The organism is Corynebacterium silvaticum (assembly GCF_002162115.2).
Lineage (GTDB): Bacteria > Actinomycetota > Actinomycetes > Mycobacteriales > Mycobacteriaceae > Corynebacterium > Corynebacterium silvaticum.
Genome location: NZ_CP021417.2, coordinates 970585 through 988048, shown reverse-complemented (window position 1 = coordinate 988048; position 17464 = coordinate 970585). Strand labels below are relative to the sequence as shown.

Here is a 17464-nt window from a genome sequence, read left to right as displayed (position 1 = left end):
TACTTTACCGTTGTTTTTAGTGAGACATCGGTAGGAGGAGTTGGGCCTCTTCATTAGTCGCCGCCGCAGCCTCTAAACTCGCACGCAGTTGGGAGCGCCCGCGGTGAATTCGTGAGCGAACCGTGCCCATTTTCACGCCTAAGGTATCTGCGATCTCGTCGTAGCTCATGCCCACAACATCACACAAAACCACTGCAACGCGGAAGTCTGGGCCAAGATCATCAAGGGCCTTTTGCAACGCCGGGTCTAAGTTGGAGATGTTATAAGCCTGCTCCGGAGTCATGTCGGTGCCGGGCACTCGCTCATAGTCCTCGGGCAGTGCCTCCATCCGAATCTTGGAGCGGTGCCGAACCATGTCTAGGAACAAGTTGGTGGTGATCCGGTGCAGCCATCCTTCAAAGGTGCCTGGTTGGTAGTTCTTCAGCGAGCGGAAGACGCGCATAAAGGTTTCTTGAGTCAGGTCTTCTGCGTCATGCTGGTTACCGGATAGCCGAAATGCTAGGCGATAAACGCTGTCCGCGTGCTCTGCTACGAGCTCTCCCCACGTGGGCATTGCCCCGGTGCCGGCATCAAATACAGCAGTTCCATTCAGCTCAGCCGTCTCGTGTGTCTGATCCAGGCGTGAAGTGAGTGAAAGGGAACCGCTGTTCGATGTCATGAAACGTATTGTGCCCGACTCTTCTGGGGAAAACCAGCGAGAAGTCTGGAAAAGCCCTGTCAAAGCCCAATCTTTCCCAAAACGTGATCAAACACGACTTTTGGTAACAATTCCCATACGCCACAGACGTCACAACCTGCGCGTTGTGCACTATTTCTCTCGTGTTTTACCTAAACTTAGCCACTGTGAATGCTTCTAACGATTACCTCCGCGACTACATTGAGTCGACCACCACCGTGGGCGATGTCCTCGCCGCTGCGTGTGAGGATGCGCAAGAGTTCGGACTTGCGCTCCCCGACACAATGACGGGCGCCCTCCTCACCACGCTAGCCGCTACCGCACGTGCACAGGGGGCTATCGCGGTCACCCCTGCCGCAGGCGTCGTTGGGCTTCATCTTCTTGCTGGGTTGAGCGACTCCGGGATTTTAACGTGCATCGACCCCGAGCCGGAGCATCAAAAACGAGCTAAGCAAACGTTCCGCGACGCCGGATACTCACCATCGCGTATCCGTTTCCTCCCCTCTCGTCCGCTCGACGTCATGGGACGACTGGCCGCAGATTCTTACAACATTGTGTATGGCGAGGTCTCTCCTGTGGACCTCAAGGCCTTCACCGACGCCGCCCTCCCCCTCCTAGCCACTGGCGGCGTACTAGTCCTCGCGGATTCGCTTCTCGACGGCACGCTTGCCGACGCGACTAGGAAGGATCGGGACACCGTCGCAGCAAGGGAAGCAGACGAGTACATTTCTTCCCTCGATAACGTGATCGTTGCGCGCCTCCCACTAGGAGCCGGAATCACTCTGGTCACCAAAAAGTAACTGGGTGCGCGACTTTGTATAGTCGCACACCCAGCCGTGTGTCCTTTTAGACCACTTGGTTTTTACCTACAACGACCACGCCACCGGGGCTGATTTGGAAGCGTTGCGAGTCCCGGTCACGGTCTACGCCGATAAGCGTGCCGTCACAGACCACAACGTTCTTGTCCAGGATGCAGTGGCGCACCACCGCGCCTTTTCCGATCCTTACGCCAGGCATGAGGACTGAGCCCTCGACTGTGGCGACTTCCTCAATAACAACGTCTGTGGAGAGCACCGAATTTCTCACTGTTGCTGCAGAAATGATCGATCCCTGTGCCACCATCGACGACTGTGCTATTCCTCCCTGCACGAACTTCGCTGGCGGGAGATCGCCAAGGTCGGTGGAGCGAATAGGCCACTGCTGGTTATAGAGATTAAAAATAGGATGCACGGAGATAAGGTCCATGTGGGCCTCGTAGAAAGCATCGATCGTGCCGACGTCGCGCCAATAGCCGCGGTCGCGTTCCGTTGACCCCGGGACTACGTTTTTGTTGAAGTCGTAGACGTTGGCTTCTCCCAAAGACACAAAGTACGGGATGATGTCCCCACCCATGTCATGATCGGAGTCGGCGTTGGATTCGTCCACTTTGAGGGCGTCGATAAGCGCTTTGGTGCTAAAGACATAGTTGCCCATGGAGGCATAGGTCATCTCTGGGTCGTCGGGGATCCCCGGCGGGTCCTGAGGCTTTTCTAGGAACTCCGTGATGTTGTTATTTTCGTCTGCTTGTATGCAGCCGAAAGCGCTTGCCTCGTTGCGCGGGATCCGAATGCCGGCCACTGTCGCAGACTTACCCGACGCAATGTGATCGGCCACCATCTGCTCAGGGTCCATCCGGTAGACGTGATCTGCACCAAAAACGATCACGTAATCCGGCATCTCGTCATACACCAAGTTCAGCGACTGCAAAATAGCGTCCGCCGAACCCTGGTACCAGCGCTTTCCTAGGCGCTGCTGGGCTGGGACGGACGCAATATACTGGCTGGTCGGACCGCTGAACTGCCATGACTGGGAAATATGGCGGTCAAGGGAGTGCGATTTGTACTGCGTGAGCACACAAATCTTCAAATACCCCGCGTTAACCAGATTAGACAGGACAAAGTCGATCAGTCGGTAGGTGCCGCCGAATGGGACTGCGGGCTTTGCCCGGTCCTCGGTAAGCGGATAGAGGCGTTTACCTTCTCCTCCGGCGAGCACGATTGCTAAGACGTTCTGTTGGCTCCTCACACTGCCCAATGTAACGGTAAATGATGAGTTCCGCAGGAAATCTTCAGCACTGGGATACACAACACTCAACAAAATGTCGGCGACATAGTTACTCTCAAGAGTATGAGAGTTGCGATGTTATCTAAGGAATACCCACCAGAGATCTACGGAGGCGCCGGCGTTCACGTCGCCGAGCTGACCCGCTTTATGCGGCAAATCGTTCCCGTCCAGGTGCACTGCATGGGGGCACTCCGAACGGAACCTGATGTTTACGTCCACGGCGTCGACGAGGCTCTAGCTGATTCCAACGCAGCTATTGCCACGCTATCCACTGGGCTTCGCATGGCCAGCGCACTACGCGACGTAGATGTTGTCCACTCTCATACGTGGTACGCGGGACTAGGAGGGCATCTCGCGGGTCTTTTGAACGGCATCCCGCATGTGGTCACCGCACACTCGCTCGAACCAGACCGCCCGTGGAAACGCGAACAGCTAGGAGGCGGCTACGACATCTCTTCCTGGTCTGAGCGCAACGCCATGGAAAATGCTGACGCCATCATCGCGGTTTCCGCGAAAATGAAAGAATCAGTGCTCGCGGCGTACCCGCGTATCGACGCCGACAAGATCAAAGTTGTACTTAACGGCATAGACACCGATCTGTGGCGCCCCCGCCCCACGTTCAGCCAGGCAGAAGACTCTGTGCTGATGGAGCTTGGGGTAGCTCCCCATCGTCCGATCGTGGCCTTTGTAGGAAGGATCACGCGGCAAAAAGGCGTCGAACATCTCATCAAAGCCGCGCGTCATTTTGACCCGGAGATCCAACTGGTCCTCTGCGCCGGAGCCCCCGATACTCCGGAGATTGCCGCAAGGATCCGTGGGCTCGTCGAGAAGCTACAAAGCGAACGCGACGGCATCATATGGGTCCAGGACATGCTGCCCAGAGAAAAGATCCAAGAAATCCTTAGCGCCGCGGACATCTTCGTGTGCCCCTCGATCTACGAGCCCTTAGGAATCGTCAACCTAGAAGCCATGGCCTGTGGCACAGCCGTCATCGCCTCAGACGTCGGGGGCATACCCGAGGTTGTTGTAGACGGACACACCGGAAACCTAGTCCACTACGACGAGACCGACACCGAAGGATTCGAACGCGACCTAGCGCACGCAGTCAACGAACTCATCGCGCGTCCCCACCTGGTCAAGGCATATGGAAGCATTGGGCGGACTCGAGCAGTCAATGATTTCTCGTGGGCGTCGATTGCGCAGCAGACCATTGATGTTTACCGCTCCCTCTCCTAGTCGCGCACCGCTGCAAGATCTAGGAAGCACGACTACTCTAGGCGAGCATGAGTGACCATAAGGCTCTGTTAACTGAGCGCCACACTATTTTTCAGAGTTCGTTGATGACCGCGCTTCTCGACGGCATCTACGACAGCGAAATCTCCATCAGCGAGCTTCTCGGCCACGGGAACTTTGGCATCGGCACCTTCGACGCACTCGATGGAGAAATGGTCATTCTAGACGGGGTCTGCTACCAGCTACGCGGAGATGGCTCGGCACGCGTAGCTACTCTTGACCAACGCAGCTCTTTCGCCATAGCAACCAACTTTGTGCCGCGAATCAGCGCGGATGCACCACACGGGATGAAACGGGAAGAGCTCAGCAGGTTTATCTCTTCCCTCCTTCCTAGCGAGAACTACATGTACGCCGTTCGCATCACGGGAACGTTCAGCCATGTGTCGGTAAGAACTGTCACCAAGCAAGAACGACCGTACCGACCCATGACAGAAGCAACCTGCGATGACGCCGAACTCGTATTCCACGACACAACCGGAACTATCGCGGGATTTAGGACTCCTGTTTATGAAAAAGGCATCGGTGTCCCTGTTTGCCATGTCCACTATATCGACGACGCCCGTACTGCCGGTGGTCACGTCCTCGACTTCACCATGACCCACGGAACCATAGAGGTATGCCCCGGGACTGACCTACAGCTCAGGCTCCCTCTCACCCAAGATTTCAGCACGGCGTCTTTGGCACCAGATGACTTAGACCAACAAATCCACGCCACGGAAGTAAAGAGCTAGGAGAATAATTCATGGCACACCGCCCCGAACTACACGTCACTCCGGAAACCGGCGTCCTTGATGCCCCAGCGGGGGCCCTTTTCGACGGCCAAACGTGGCATGTCTTCCACCAGTTCCGCCCCAAATTGGAGTCCGGTGCCCGATGGGCTCACACCGTGGCCGACGAAACTCCTTTTGACTGGGATATCTGCGACGACGTCCTAGCCCCCGACAACGACGAAATCCGAGTGCGTGCCGGGTCAGTGACGTCTACGGATAACACTGCCCACCTCTATTTCACCTCCGTCTCTCCTAGCGGCGACTCCGTTCATTTGGCAGAAATCGCAGAAATCGACAGCACAGCCGCTGACATCAGCGACGATCCTTCCATGATCGACCCGCATGTGCGCCGCGTAGGAAGGGTGGTCGACGACCGCGAAGGACTCAACAACTTCCGCTCCCCCTGCGTGGTCCCCAACTGGACCACCGAAGACGATCGCGAGGAGGGGCATAAAGGTTGGATCATGCTTGCCGTGACAGGCGACGTAGCCTCTCCTACTCTTGCGGTCCTTGATTCACGCGACGGCGTCGATTGGTCCTTGCGTGGCCCGCTAAAAATCGTTGGGGACTCGGGAGTTGAGGGCGAAAGACTCGTAGCTCCACGCATTATCCGGCTTCGCGACGAAGTCGACAACAACATTTACGACATCCTCATCGTTACCGTAGAAACCGGCGGCATCGACCGCTCAGGATACCTCGTCGGAACGCTCAGCGGCCGTATTTTTACCGTCGACGCCCCCTTCGAACGACTCGACTACGGGCACGACTTCACTAGGCCGCGCAACACCAACTACACCGCCGAGGCACTCAGCGACCTCGATGAGCACCGCTACGACACTGCTTATGTGTTCGGGCTCATGAACGGAATCGGGCGTCTCGACGACCCCAGCAAGCACTTAAGCTTCATCGAAGAAAAATGGGCCAACTGCTTGTCCTTCCCTAGGAAGATGACGTTGCAGGGTGGAAAGATTTACCACACGCCCGTAACCGGCCTTCCTAGCGCCGTTAAGAGCTCCGACTACGCCTCCATGTGGACGTCCATCATGGATGTTCCTGAAGGAGAAGAAATTACCATCGAGTTGCACGACTCCACGGGCCAAGTCGCAGCCACGATCACCCACCGCGGCGATTTGCTCGAATTAGATAGATCCATGAATCCGCAGCATCTCGGCGATGACATCGCTATCGCCCCGCTAACTGAGAGCGATACAGACTCGATGACGATCATCGTGGACGGCTCCACCGTCGAGGTCTTCGCCGACGGCGGGCAGGTGGCCATGGCCAGCCGCGTGTACTTCAACGGACACTGCGAGGAATTCGCGGTTGTTGCTAGCGAAGGCGCAAGTATCTCCCACACCGACGAGATCCGCCCGATGAAGAGCGTCCTTTTCACAGACGAAGACGAGGAAGGACCCGTGCGTTAGTCTCACGGCACAACAAAAGCCGGCTCCGGGAATTCTTCATTCCCGGAGCCGGCTTTTTCGTCCTTAAGAAAGGGAGTTAGACCTTTGTAAAACGAGTAATCATAGCCCTCGCCGTTACTTCCATCACTGGCGGCAGCGTTGCGATTCTCTCAGCCAGGACATCCGGGTGGATGTGTCGAGCCGAGGGGCTCATCCCGATTTGGGTGGCTATCGAGTCCTGGTCTAAGCGCATAGTGAATTGGACAGGCTCCGGCTCTCCTACTGGTGTAAGGTGCCCGGCAGCCTGATCGATCATCCTTTGCACTTTTCCTTGTTCCACATCGATGATGCCGAGTGGCTCGCGTAGCTCGCCGAGGTGTCCGGTATCAGCGGTGAGCACGATGACTTGGCCGCCTGGTTTAAGCACACGAGCAAATTCGGAAGCGTTCCTGGGCGCAAAGATGACGGTGATGGCATCGATAGAGGCGTCTTGGATAGGAAGGCGGGACCAAGCGTCGGCGACTACAGCTCCTACGCGCGGGTGGCATTTTGCCAAAAGTTTGGCGGCGGGAACGGATACGTCGATGCCGAGCCCGACGGAGTTGTCGACGTCGTCAAGCGTGTGCGCTAGATAGTATCCAGTATCCCGTTCCGGCGCCGATCTCGCAGATCGTGGGGTGGGCGTCGTCGGCAACGCCGGCTTCGTCGAGGACGGTATGAACCGCAGCGCTCACAGCTTCTACGAATGGTGCAAAGTGCCCACTGGATAGGAAGGTTTCGCGGGCGCGGATCATCGACGTGTCATCGCCGGAATAGCGCAGACCAGCGCCTCCGGCGAGGGTCACATAGCCCTGACGTGCAACATCAAAGCTGTGTCCGGATTCGGACATTAGCCGCGTGGAGTCGTCGACCAAGCTCAGTGGTGTTCCGTCAGTAGGATCGGCAAGAACATCAATGACATGTGAAAGCACGCTGCATGGGCTCCTTGATCAAATAATTTTTATTGAGATACTTCGGTCAGTAAAGCACCAAGCTCGGCGGCTTCTTCCTTGTTAAGCTCGATGACCAAACGGCCACCACCGTCGGTAGGAATCCGCATCACAATCTTGCGGCTCTCGAAAACAACTTCCATCGGCCCATTACCTGTACGAGGTTTCATGGCTGCCATGCAATCACCGATTCCTTACACTCTATTGCATTGAAAAACTTTGTCGATAAAAACTATCGACCATCACACTCAACCAGTCTACTCGCTTCCATTAGGAAGTGTTTGACTCCGCAGCTCCCGCACCTGCTGCTCAAGTTCCCCGATCACCGCATCCACCTGGTCCTGGCGATACCCACGCAGCACCGTATCAAATCGCACCGATTCCAGGTCACCACGACGCACAACCTCCACGTTCTGCTTCGTCAAGCCTATCGACGCACCCAGCGGCTCCGCGGCTTCCCCACGCCCAAACAACATCCCCAGAAGCCACGACAGCACAGCGACGAAGATCACTAATAAAACTATGAGCACAATCCACGACACCATAGCAGCACGAGTCCTTTCTACTTGCTCCCTAGGATAAGGACTTTAGCGCAGGCCTCTCTCCTACTCGCGGCTCCACCACACCAGCGCGGCTTAGGATGGTCCTCGCCACGACGTCAGCCATCGGGGCAAGCTCCTCCAGCGGCCGATTGCGATGGGCACGCCTGCCGACGTTCACCTCTGCTATCGCAGCCGAGCCGTGGAGGCGGGCGACGTCGATAAGCAATCCAACCTCCACCCCGTAGCCGTCAACGAAAGGCAGGCTGCGAGCGTTGTCAGCGCGAATCGCATATTCCCCTCCTAGCGGCTGAGTGATTCTTGTGAGTTCCGGGAACACGGCGCGCAGCAGTGGCTTTGCCGTCAGTTCAGTGACGCGCCCACCGCCACTAGGAGAGGAAGCAAAGGCCCGCTGGTACGCGGCCTTGACTAGGTGGATGTTCGGGTCACGTAGAGGTGCCGCCAGATCGGTCACAATCGTTGGCGCGATCTCCGTTAAATCAGCGTCTAGGAATACGATGATGTCGCCGGTGGCGGCGGCCACTCCTCGCCAGAGGGCCTCCCCTTTTCCTCGTCGCGGTGGCAGCGCCACGGGTTCTTTCCAGTTCAGGACGCGAGCGCCCGCCCGGCGCGCTTCGGCCGCAGTTGCGTCGGTGGAATCAGAATCGATGACGAGGATCTCCCACGGGTGTGCCGCAGCCGCCACGCGCACAACATTTCCTACCGTCGCTTCCTCGTTAAGCGCGGGGATCACCACAGAGATTTTCACGCCAAACCTCTGGTTGTTTTCAGTGGAGGGGTCGTTCCTTGAATCGCCGCCGTCATCCTAATCACGTCGATTGTTTCTTCTACTTGATGCGAACGGAACGCCGCCACGCCCCGCTCCGCAGACCATGCCGTTGCAGCCAGGGTGCCAGGCACCCGCTTATCGACGCTCCGAGCAAGCGTTTCCCCAATAAAATCCTTATTGGACAACGCAATGAGGACTGGCCAGCCGGTCGTCACGATGTCGTCGATTCGGCGCAGGAGTTCAAGCCCATGAAAAGTGTTTTTACCGAAATCATGAGTGGGGTAAATGAAGATCTTGTCCTCGGGCACTCCTAGGGACACCGCGTGTTCCGCTTGCCGCGTGGTTTCGTCGATGACTGCGGACACAACGTCGTCGTAATGCACGCGATACGGCCTTGTCCTAGGGACGACCCCGCCGGTGTGCGAGCAGACATAGCCGACCCGGCGGTCACCAGCGACCTCCACGAGTTCTGGATCGTGGCCTGCCCATGTGTCGTTGATGAGCGCTGCCCCGGCGTCGACCGCTAATTCGGCGATCTCCGCGCGCCACGTGTCCACCGAAATGGTCGTCTCGGGGAAGGCCTCGTGCACCGCAGCGATCACCGGAACCACACGGTCTATCTCTTCAGAGATTGACACGAATTCACCTGGCCCAGCTTTGACCCCACCGATGTCCACGATCCCGGCGCCGGCTGCAATTACCGCGCCCGCGCGCTCGACTGCGGCATCGAAAGCATGAGTTGCGCCGTGGTCGTAAAAGGAATCGGGCGTCCTATTCACGATCGCCATGACCGTGGCTAAGCCTTCAGTGCCTAGGAAGGCTCCTAGGCATCTTGAGTTTTATCCTTCACAGGCTCAAATAGCGTTGTGTGCGTGCCAACAATATGAGCGACAGCTTCTTCCACCGAGTCCGTGACTAGGAAGAGGTCTAAGTCTTTCTCCGCGATCATTCCCTCTGCGACGAGGCGATCTTTGAGCCATTCGACCATGCCGCCCCAGAATCCCTCTCCTAGTAACACGATGGGAAAGTTGGTCACTTTGCCGGTTTGGACCATGCACAGAACCTCGAATAGCTCGTCGAGTGTCCCTAGACCGCCGGGGAGGCAGACAAAAGCTTGCGAGTATTTGAGGAACATCGTCTTGCGCGCAAAGAAGTACCTGAAGTGGAGCCCTAAGTCGACGTATTTGTTGATGCCTTGCTCATGCGGGAGTTCGATGCCCAAGCCGACGGAAAGGCCGTCTGCTTCACAGGCCCCTTTATTAGCAGCCTCCATAAGTCCGGGGCCGCCGCCGGTGATGACGGCGTAGTTGGCGTCGACAAGTTCTTTTCCTAGGCGCACGCCCATGTCGTAGTAGGGGTGATCGGCGCCGATTCGTGCAGAGCCGAACACCGTCACGGCGGGAGGCAGCTGGGAAAGCGCATCGAAGCCAGTGACGAACTCGCTTTGGATGCGTAGGACGCGCCATGGGTCGTCGTGAAGCCAGCCATTGTCGGCGGGGAACTCTAGGAGACGTTGATCGTAGGTCCCGGCTTGCTCGTCTTTGGATTCACGGATCAAAACGGGACCGCGCAATAGGCGTCGTTTTTCTGCTGAGGGTAGCTTTTCTGCGTTCATTCTCTCTCCTAGGCGCGAAGGTAAGCCAACAAGGTGTTGGAGACATCTGTGATCATGTGGACCGGGCACTGCTCGTCCTTCTTATGGCAGTAGGAAGGGTCGCCAGGGCCAAAGTTAACTGCAGGGATTCTCATTTCGGAAAAACGCGACACGTCAGTCCAACCATATTTAGCACGGAATTTTCCACCCGTTGCGCGTAGGAGAGAGGCAGCGGCCGGACGATCCAACCCAGGGCGCGCCCCGGGCACCGCATCATCCACCTCATAACTGACGCCGCTAGGAAGGGAGAGAGTTTCCAGCATGTGCGCCATCGCCTCATCGAGGCTGCGATCCGGGGCAAAGCGGAAGTTCACAAACATCCAGGCTTCGTCGGGGATGGTGTTGGTGGCCACGCCGGATTCGCAGTGCACGATGTTGAGGCCTTCGTGGTAGAGGCAGGCGTCGACAAGCTTTTCCTGCGCTTCGTAGTCAGCGATTCGGGAAATAACAGGCGCTAGGAGATGCATGGCGTTCGTTCCTAGCCACGAACGTGCCGAATGCGCCCGCACGCCGCGCGCTGTGATCCGGAGGCGGATAGAGCCTTGGCAGCCGGCTTCGATGACGGCACCTGACGGCTCTCCTAGTAACGCGATGTCGCCGTGGAGCCATTCGGGGTGAGCTTGCTGCAGATGGCCTAATCCGTTGAATTCGCTGGAGACTTCCTCGCCTTCGTAGCAGACGATCGTCAGGTCCTGCGTTAAGTCTTCAGCGTTGGCGAGTGTGGCAAAAGCGTGCAGGTATACGGCCATGCCGGATTTCATGTCGACGGTTCCGCAGCCAAAAAGGACGTCGTCAATGAGGGTGGAGGGAACGTTATCCGCTGTGGGGACGGTGTCGATGTGCCCGGCGAGGATAACTCTGCTTCCTAGTCCCCGATGCGTGCGAGCGACCACGGTGTTCCCGTGGCGAAGCACCTCGACGTGAGGAATGGACTTCAAGACCTGTTCGATCAGGTCCGCAATGTGCTCCTCGTGGTGGGAAGGGCTTTCAATATCCACGAGCGCACGGGTGAGTTCAATGGGGTTAGCAGTCAAGTCCAACATGACTACACAGAATACAGCCCGCCTTGGCAAGGAGGCTCAATGAAGTTAGTGAAACGTTGACGTGGCTACTAATCTTTTCACCATGATTCACCACGGCGCCGATGCCACAGGGATAGCAAATATCGCAATGGACGGAACAGTCCTCGACACTTGGTACCCTGCTCCCAGGCTCACCAGCTCCCCCATGCATCCCACAGGCACCACCCGCCTAGGAGCGCACCACATATCGCCCAAGCTCCTCAATCTCGTGCGTATCGACGAAGACCGCCACGTCGAACAAGTCGCCGTCCACACCACCATCGCGGATCTTTCCTCCCCTCCTATCGACGCTCACGACGTCTACCTCCGGCTCCACCTGCTCTCCCACCGCATCGTGCGACCTCATGACATCAACATGGACAACGCCACCGATCTCCTAGCGATCGTCGCTTGGACTAACAAAGGCCCGTGTTTACCCGATGACTTTGAAAACGTCCGCACATCCTTGCGCTCACGTGGGCTCATTCATGTCTACGGGATCGATAAGCTTCCCCGCATGGTGGACTACGTCGTTCCTAGCGGCGTAGAAATCACCGAAGCCGAGCGCGTGCGACTAGGAGCGCATCTTGCCCCGGGAACCAAAGTCCTACGCGAAGGCTACGTCTCCTACAACACCGGAACCCTTGGACAAGGACGCGTCGAAGGCCGCCTCTACGCTGGGACTGTCGTGGGCAATGACCTCGACCTAGGAATCTCTGCTTCCTTAGTCCCCGACAAAAACACCAAACGCCTGCGAGTAGGAAACAACTGCAAACTTGGACTTGGCGCTGCTGTCATTGGAATCGACCTTGGCGACAACGTAACCATCTGCAACAACATCGTGCTTGACCCGGCAACACAAATCTACGACGCCTCATCGCAACAGCGCTGCACAGCCGAATCACTGCGTGGAAAATCCAACTTTTGTGTCCGCATGGAGTTCGGGCATCCGGAGCCTGTAGTCCACTCCTTCTCCTAGTCAGCGCACCTGCACGAGGGTAGGGACATAAAATTAACTAGTGATTGATTATATTCCGAGCGCATGTGGGGTTAAGGTCTTCTCATGACTGAAGCAACCTCCGAGACCGGGCTCGGAAGCGGACTTAAGACCCGGCACCTCACGATGATGGGACTAGGATCGGCAATCGGCGCCGGCCTCTTCCTAGGGACGGGAGTAGGAATTGCGGCTGCCGGCCCTGCTGTTCTTATCGCCTATATCATCTCCGGTATCTTCGTCGTCTTTGTGATGCAGATGCTAGGAGAGCTGGCGGCGGCTCGCCCTGCCTCCGGTTCCTTTTCCGTCTACGCAGAACAGGCCTTCGGCCACTGGGCAGGTTTCAGCCTAGGTTGGCTGTATTGGTTCATGCTCACCATGGTCCTCGGCGCAGAAATGACCGGCGCGGCAGCGATCATGGGTCAATGGTTTGGAATCGACCCATGGATACCAGCACTGGTGTGCGTTGTATTTTTTGCAGTGATTAACTTTGCCAAAGTCGGCGGCTTCGGCGAGTTCGAGTTTTGGTTCGCGTTTATCAAAGTTGCGGTCATCATTGTCTTCCTCATTGTTGGCGTTTTGCTCATCTTCGGTCTTCTACCGGGACACGACTACGTAGGAACGCAACACTTCCTCGGCGACGGATTCATGCCCAACGGAATCACAGGAGTTGCCACTGGTCTCCTAGCCGTCGCCTTCGCATTTGGTGGCACTGAAATCGTCACGATCGCCGCAGCGGAATCAGAAGACCCCAAGACCGCCATTGCCACGGCAGTGCGCTCAGTAATTTGGCGAATTTCGACGTTCTATCTGGGCTCAGTGCTCGTCATCAGCTTCCTACTCCCGTACAACCAAATCGGCGGGGCAAAGACTGCGGCGCAGTCTCCTTTCACCATCATCCTAGGAATGGCCAATATCCCAGGTGTGGTTGGTTTCATGGAAGCCATCATCGTTGTTGCTTTGCTCTCCGCTTTCAACGCGCAGATCTACGCAACCTCTCGTTTTGTACATTCCATGGCGCAACGAGGAAACGCCCCTAGGATGTTTGCGTCAACGAACCGTGAAGGCGTTCCGATCGCAGCGGTACTCCTGAGTATGTTTTTTGCGTTCGCTTCCGTTGGGTTTCAGTATTGGAACCCCGCGGGCCTCCTCAGCTTCCTACTCAACGCAGTAGGAGGGTGTCTCATCGTCATCTGGGTCATGATTTCACTGTCCTACATCAAGCTGCACCCTGAGCTCGTGGAAAAGGGGGAGATCACCACGGTCCGCATGTGGTGCTATCCATGGCTCGGCTGGTTTACCGTTGTCGGTTTTATTGGGCTCACCGCGCTTATGCTTTCCGACGATTCATCTCGCAGCCAAATCACCTCCGTAGCCGTTGTCTTTACGGCCCTGATTATCTTGTCATTCCTCACTAGGAAGAAGAGTAAGTAGACTCCCACACATGACTTCTGCACTAGCTATTGGACTTGCAACCATCACCGAAGATGGAACCGTTCTAGACGCGTGGTTCCCGGCTCCGCGTCTCGACACCCCCACCGATACCGAAACCGTCACACTCCAGGGCGACGATATTCCTGCTGAGTTCCGCAGTCTCGTTGGTGAGGATGCGGATCGAGGTGTGCGTCGTGAAGCAATCCGCACCGGAATCTCGGACCTCTCCTCCCCTCCTAGCGACGCCTACGACGCATATCTGCGCCTGCATTTGCTTTCGCACCGATTGGTCAAGCCTCACGGCCAAAACCTCGATGGGATTTTTGGCCTCCTGACCAATGTTGTGTGGACTAACTACGGCCCCTGCCAGATCAGTGACTTCGAGATGACCCGCGCAAAGCTCCAGGCACGCGGCCCAGTTACTGTCCATCTTGTGGATAAGTTCCCCCGCATGGTCGACTACGTCCTTCCTAGCGGCGTTCGCATCGGCGATGCCGACCGGGTCCGCCTCGGCGCACACCTTGCCGAAGGCACCACAGTCATGCATGAAGGATTCGTTAACTTCAATGCCGGAACCCTGGGGGCGTCGATGGTGGAAGGCCGAATCTCTGCCGGCGTCGTAGTAGGAGACGGCTCGGATGTCGGTGGCGGCGCGTCCATCATGGGAACGCTCTCCGGCGGAGGGAAGCACGTTATTTCGCTCGGCGAACGCTGCCTCCTAGGCGCTAACTCTGGCTGCGGCATTCCGCTCGGCAACGACTGCGTCATCGAAGCAGGCCTTTACGTCACCGCAGGCTCCAAAGTCATCATCCGTGGTGCCGTCGCTGAGGCATTGAAGCTTAACGACGGCGACAGCACCAAAGCCCTCCTACTCGCAGGAGCCAACAACGTTTTGTTCCGCCGCAACTCCATCAGCGGTGCGATTGAAGCGACTGCGTGGAAAACTGAAGCGGTTGAGCTCAACACCGACTTGCACTCGAACTAGCCCTCACTCATACACCTAACGAATATCCAGAAGGGGAAAAGAACGGCGGCGTCGCTGTTCTTCTCCCCTCTTGCCTCGGAAAGACCCCCTGTCATGACAAGCGAAAACACCACGCGACTAGGAAGTGGACTGAAAGTCCGACATCTCACAATGATGGGATTGGGATCAACAATCGGCGCCGGCCTCTTCCTAGGGACAGGCGTTGGCATTAAAGCCGCGGGCCCCGCTGTCATTGTTGCTTATATCATCGCAGGATTTATCGCAGTCATGATTATGCGCATGCTCGGCGAGATGGGATCCGTAGTACCAGCTTCCGGTTCTTTTTCTGAATATGCAGACGCCGGGATTGGACACTGGGCAGGTTTTATCCAGGGATGGGTTTATTGGCTCGCCACCGTCGCTGTCCTAGGCGCTGAAATAACCGGGGCCGCGGGATTTGTTGCATCGTGGCTAGGAGTGTCGCCTTGGGTTCCTGCACTTTTCTTTGTTGTAGTTTTTGGCACCATCAATCTCCTACGCGTGCGAGCTTTCGGCGAATTCGAGTTCTGGTTCGCGTTCATCAAAGTTGCGGTCTTGGTTCTTTTTTTGGTCGTCGGCTTCCTCCTAGTCACGGGTCTCCTGCCCGGCCATGACTTCGTGGGACTCAATCAGATCGAAAACGAAGGGTTTATGCCCAATGGACTCAGTGGTATCGCTGCGGCTCTCCTAGCGGTTGCTTTCGGCTTTGGTGGCATCGAGGTCGTAGCCATTGCTTCCGCTGAATCTGAGGACCCGCAACGATCTTTGGTCAACGCCGTACGAACCACGATTACTCGCATCAGTATTTTCTATCTTGGATCCGTCGCCGTGATCGTCCTCCTCCTACCGTATTCATCGCTAGGAAAGGCGCAGAGTGCCGCTGAGAGTCCATTTTCCCAAGTTTTAGCGATCGCCGGCATACCCGGTGTCGTAGGTACAATGGAAGTTGTCATTGTTTTGGCTTTGTTGTCCGCATTTAACGCTCAGATTTATGCCAGCTCTAGGATGATGATGTCGTTGGCGGAGCGTCGACAAGCGCCTCGAGTGTTTGCTCGGGTGAACAAACGAGGCGTGCCGACGACCGCGATCTTCCTATCGGTGATTCTCAGTGTTGTCATGGTGGTGCTTAACTACCTCGATACCGGTTGGTTGCTCTCTTTCCTACTCAATGCCGCGGGCGCGTCGTTGCTCACGGTCTGGACGTTTGTTGCGGTTTCCCAGCTGAAGCTGCGTCGTAGGCTTGAGGCTTTGGTTCCGTCCCTAGGAGTGAGGATGTGGGCCTACCCGTGGCTGACGAGCTTCACTCTCATCGTCCTCGCCGGCCTCGCAGCACTTATGCTCAGTGACGCACATGCGCGAATTGAGTTGTTGTCTGCGCTAACGATGGTCGCAATCCTTTTCCTAGTGAGCTTGGTTGTTGTTAGACGACCTTTTGAAAAAGCGCAACTACCTGGCGAGAATTCCACAGGTATCGGGACGAATTAAGCCATATTCCACAGGTTTGTGGCGCTCAGTCCCTAGGAGAAAGAGGGAGGCCCCTTCCATGTCTTAGCCTCATCGCTATGAACATCGAAGGGGCTTTCTCCGTCTATTCCACCAGCGGCATTCAGATTGCCAGGTTTAGGTTTCTATTTGAGTTGAGCGCGACGACCTCCAGGGAGGATATCGCAGCGCAGTTTGGTTTCCATCCTCAGTGGCTAGGGTCGGTGCTGAAGTTGGGCCGCGATCTGTTTGGAGCGAAGAGGGAGTCGCGGCAGCGTCAGGAAGCTATTGCTATAGCTGAGGCCAATCACTTGGGCATAGAGATTCTGCGAGTTACTAATGCTACGTTGAGCAAGCTGTCCAGGGAGGCGTCGATAAGCAGGGAGGCCCTCCGCAAGCGGTTGTATCAGTGGGCTCGGGGCAAGACCGTGCTCGAAGCGAAAGCGGAGGCAGCGGCGCAAGTCGTCGCGCTCAATAGTGAATGCGGGAAGCCACAGCAAACGCCGGCTGCTCGCATATCGCGCAACACCGATGCGGATGGGATGCGCCATGTGCACGCTTCGCTTCACGACGACGATGCCAGCGCCATCAGCGAAAAGCTCAACTCACTGGCACGGCACTTACGACGCCACAACCCCACACTCACTTATTCGCACGCCTTGGCGCTGGCGCTGAAGCAGAGCATATTGCGTCATGATGCTGCGGACATTCCGCGTCGTGAAGGCCTCATCCTCCTACCCGCTGATGGTCTCACGCATATTGGCGACGGCATGCTAGCCCTAGCCACCACGGACGGCGCGCTCATCCCCGCCAAAGACCTTGCAGAACACCTCCTAGCGGATCTCGGCTACGCGATCATCTACGCCCTTAATCAGGACGGTGTCCCTGAGCCTGTCGACCTTTTCCGCACCAAACGATACGCCAACAAAAAGCAGCGCCTCATCCTCACCGCCGATCAACTCACCTGCGCCGACCCCCACTGCCACAGGCTCGCCAACAACTGCGAAATTCACCACCTCCAAGCATGGCAATTCGGCGGCGAAACAAACCTCAAAAACCTCGTCGCTTGCTGCTCAACGCACAACAAGCTTAACGACGACAACCCCCTCCTACCCAGCAACGGCCACTACATCCGCATGCCACATACCGGCCGCGCCGGTTTACAACCCCCATCCCCCACTGCACAACCACGTGCCAGCATCCTCCCCCTTGCCAGAAAATCTGGCCGATACTGGGCCTGCCAGCATTTCGGGGTAGCCGTCTAGCCCTCCCC

Annotated in this window: 17 protein-coding genes and 1 pseudogene; 9 read left to right on the top strand and 9 right to left on the bottom strand. The window is 56.9% G+C overall.

Going from position 1 to position 17464, the window contains the following annotated elements; all coding sequences use genetic code 11:
* Positions 1-16: 16 nt before the first annotated feature.
* Positions 17-658 (bottom strand): RNA polymerase sigma factor SigE, encoded by a 642-nt coding sequence (gene sigE, locus CBE74_RS17160; protein WP_087453759.1) that lies wholly within the window; start codon positions 656-658, stop codon positions 17-19.
* A 185-nt stretch (positions 659-843) separates the two neighbouring features.
* Between sigE and CBE74_RS17155 the strand changes: the two genes are divergently transcribed.
* Complete coding sequence (locus CBE74_RS17155) at positions 844-1476, top strand: O-methyltransferase (protein WP_087453758.1); 633 nt, start codon at positions 844-846, stop codon at positions 1474-1476.
* Positions 1477-1522: 46 nt separating this feature from the next.
* On the opposite strand, the gene glgC is transcribed toward CBE74_RS17155, so the two are convergent.
* Entirely contained in the window at positions 1523-2749 is a 1227-nt protein-coding gene (gene glgC / locus CBE74_RS17150) for a glucose-1-phosphate adenylyltransferase (protein WP_087453757.1), read from the bottom strand.
* Between the two features lie 93 nt (positions 2750-2842).
* Between glgC and glgA the strand changes: the two genes are divergently transcribed.
* The 3 genes from glgA to CBE74_RS17135 are packed head-to-tail and all read left to right on the top strand — an operon-like array spanning position 2843 to position 6266.
* Complete coding sequence (gene glgA, locus CBE74_RS17145; protein WP_171483241.1) at positions 2843-4015, top strand: glycogen synthase; 1173 nt, start codon at positions 2843-2845, stop codon at positions 4013-4015.
* 47 nt (positions 4016-4062) lie between these two features.
* Entirely contained in the window at positions 4063-4803 is a 741-nt protein-coding gene (budA, locus tag CBE74_RS17140; RefSeq protein WP_087453755.1) for an acetolactate decarboxylase, read from the top strand.
* A gap of 11 nt (positions 4804-4814) precedes the next feature.
* On the top strand, positions 4815-6266 hold the full coding sequence (locus CBE74_RS17135) for a glycoside hydrolase family 32 protein (protein WP_087453754.1): 1452 nt from the start codon (positions 4815-4817) through the stop codon (positions 6264-6266).
* Positions 6267-6342: 76 nt separating this feature from the next.
* Here CBE74_RS17135 and CBE74_RS17130 read toward each other — a convergent pair.
* The 7 genes and pseudogenes from CBE74_RS17130 to dapE form a co-directional block, all read right to left on the bottom strand.
* A pseudogene (locus tag CBE74_RS17130) lies at positions 6343-7216 on the bottom strand (methyltransferase domain-containing protein).
* Between the two features lie 29 nt (positions 7217-7245).
* A complete protein-coding gene (locus tag CBE74_RS17125; protein ID WP_087453753.1) occupies positions 7246-7413 on the bottom strand; it encodes a DUF3117 domain-containing protein in 168 nt (55 codons plus the stop codon).
* Positions 7414-7491: 78 nt separating this feature from the next.
* Entirely contained in the window at positions 7492-7779 is a 288-nt protein-coding gene (locus CBE74_RS17120; RefSeq protein ID WP_087453752.1) for a DivIVA domain-containing protein, read from the bottom strand.
* A gap of 28 nt (positions 7780-7807) precedes the next feature.
* Positions 7808-8542 carry a glucosyl-3-phosphoglycerate synthase gene (locus tag CBE74_RS17115; RefSeq protein WP_087453751.1) on the bottom strand — a complete coding sequence of 245 codons (735 nt, stop codon included), beginning with the start codon at positions 8540-8542 and terminating at the stop codon, positions 7808-7810.
* Positions 8539-9351: a dihydropteroate synthase gene (gene folP / locus CBE74_RS17110; protein WP_087453750.1), complete on the bottom strand. Its 813-nt coding sequence runs from the start codon at positions 9349-9351 to the stop codon at positions 8539-8541. The genes CBE74_RS17115 and folP overlap by 4 nt, the downstream gene beginning before the upstream one ends.
* 35 nt (positions 9352-9386) lie before the next feature.
* A complete protein-coding gene (locus CBE74_RS17105; protein WP_087453749.1) occupies positions 9387-10178 on the bottom strand; it encodes an LOG family protein in 792 nt (263 codons plus the stop codon).
* An 8-nt stretch (positions 10179-10186) separates the two neighbouring features.
* Entirely contained in the window at positions 10187-11260 is a 1074-nt protein-coding gene (gene dapE / locus CBE74_RS17100; protein WP_087453748.1) for a succinyl-diaminopimelate desuccinylase, read from the bottom strand.
* Between the two features lie 82 nt (positions 11261-11342).
* Here dapE and CBE74_RS17095 point away from each other — a divergent pair, with 82 nt between their 5' ends.
* The 5 genes from CBE74_RS17095 to CBE74_RS17075 all read left to right on the top strand — a co-directional run bounded on the left by CBE74_RS17095 (position 11343) and on the right by CBE74_RS17075 (position 17456).
* On the top strand, positions 11343-12257 hold the full coding sequence (locus CBE74_RS17095; RefSeq protein ID WP_087454861.1) for a DapH/DapD/GlmU-related protein: 915 nt from the start codon (positions 11343-11345) through the stop codon (positions 12255-12257).
* 84 nt (positions 12258-12341) lie between these two features.
* Positions 12342-13706 carry an amino acid permease gene (locus tag CBE74_RS17090; protein ID WP_087453747.1) on the top strand — a complete coding sequence of 455 codons (1365 nt, stop codon included), beginning with the start codon at positions 12342-12344 and terminating at the stop codon, positions 13704-13706.
* Between the two features lie 10 nt (positions 13707-13716).
* Entirely contained in the window at positions 13717-14691 is a 975-nt protein-coding gene (gene dapD / locus CBE74_RS17085; RefSeq protein ID WP_087453746.1) for a 2,3,4,5-tetrahydropyridine-2,6-dicarboxylate N-succinyltransferase, read from the top strand.
* Between the two features lie 93 nt (positions 14692-14784).
* The gene (locus CBE74_RS17080; protein WP_087453745.1) at positions 14785-16194 is read left to right on the top strand and encodes an amino acid permease; all 1410 of its coding nucleotides are present in this window, start codon (positions 14785-14787) and stop codon (positions 16192-16194) included.
* Positions 16195-16271: 77 nt separating this feature from the next.
* Positions 16272-17456, top strand: a complete 1185-nt coding sequence (locus tag CBE74_RS17075) for an HNH endonuclease signature motif containing protein (protein WP_171483243.1) — start codon at positions 16272-16274, stop codon at positions 17454-17456.
* Positions 17457-17464 lie beyond the last annotated feature (8 nt).

Bases quoted from the DNA above. Each gene is read 5' to 3' on its own strand.
- dapE (WP_087453748.1), bottom strand. From the start codon at position 11,260: ATGTTGGACTTGACTGCTAACCCCATTGAACTCACCCGTGCGCTCGTG.
- sigE (WP_087453759.1), bottom strand. From the start codon at position 658: ATGACATCGAACAGCGGTTCCCTTTCACTCACTTCACGCCTGGATCAG.
- CBE74_RS17095 (WP_087454861.1), top strand. From the start codon at position 11,343: ATGATTCACCACGGCGCCGATGCCACAGGGATAGCAAATATCGCAATG.
- dapD (WP_087453746.1), top strand. From the start codon at position 13,717: ATGACTTCTGCACTAGCTATTGGACTTGCAACCATCACCGAAGATGGA.
- CBE74_RS17120 (WP_087453752.1), bottom strand. From the start codon at position 7,779: ATGGTGTCGTGGATTGTGCTCATAGTTTTATTAGTGATCTTCGTCGCT.
- CBE74_RS17075 (WP_171483243.1), top strand. From the start codon at position 16,272: ATGAACATCGAAGGGGCTTTCTCCGTCTATTCCACCAGCGGCATTCAG.
- CBE74_RS17125 (WP_087453753.1), bottom strand. From the start codon at position 7,413: ATGGCAGCCATGAAACCTCGTACAGGTAATGGGCCGATGGAAGTTGTT.
- CBE74_RS17105 (WP_087453749.1), bottom strand. From the start codon at position 10,178: ATGAACGCAGAAAAGCTACCCTCAGCAGAAAAACGACGCCTATTGCGC.
- CBE74_RS17080 (WP_087453745.1), top strand. From the start codon at position 14,785: ATGACAAGCGAAAACACCACGCGACTAGGAAGTGGACTGAAAGTCCGA.
- budA (WP_087453755.1), top strand. From the start codon at position 4,063: ATGAGTGACCATAAGGCTCTGTTAACTGAGCGCCACACTATTTTTCAG.
- CBE74_RS17090 (WP_087453747.1), top strand. From the start codon at position 12,342: ATGACTGAAGCAACCTCCGAGACCGGGCTCGGAAGCGGACTTAAGACC.
- glgA (WP_171483241.1), top strand. From the start codon at position 2,843: ATGAGAGTTGCGATGTTATCTAAGGAATACCCACCAGAGATCTACGGA.
- CBE74_RS17135 (WP_087453754.1), top strand. From the start codon at position 4,815: ATGGCACACCGCCCCGAACTACACGTCACTCCGGAAACCGGCGTCCTT.
- folP (WP_087453750.1), bottom strand. From the start codon at position 9,351: ATGGCGATCGTGAATAGGACGCCCGATTCCTTTTACGACCACGGCGCA.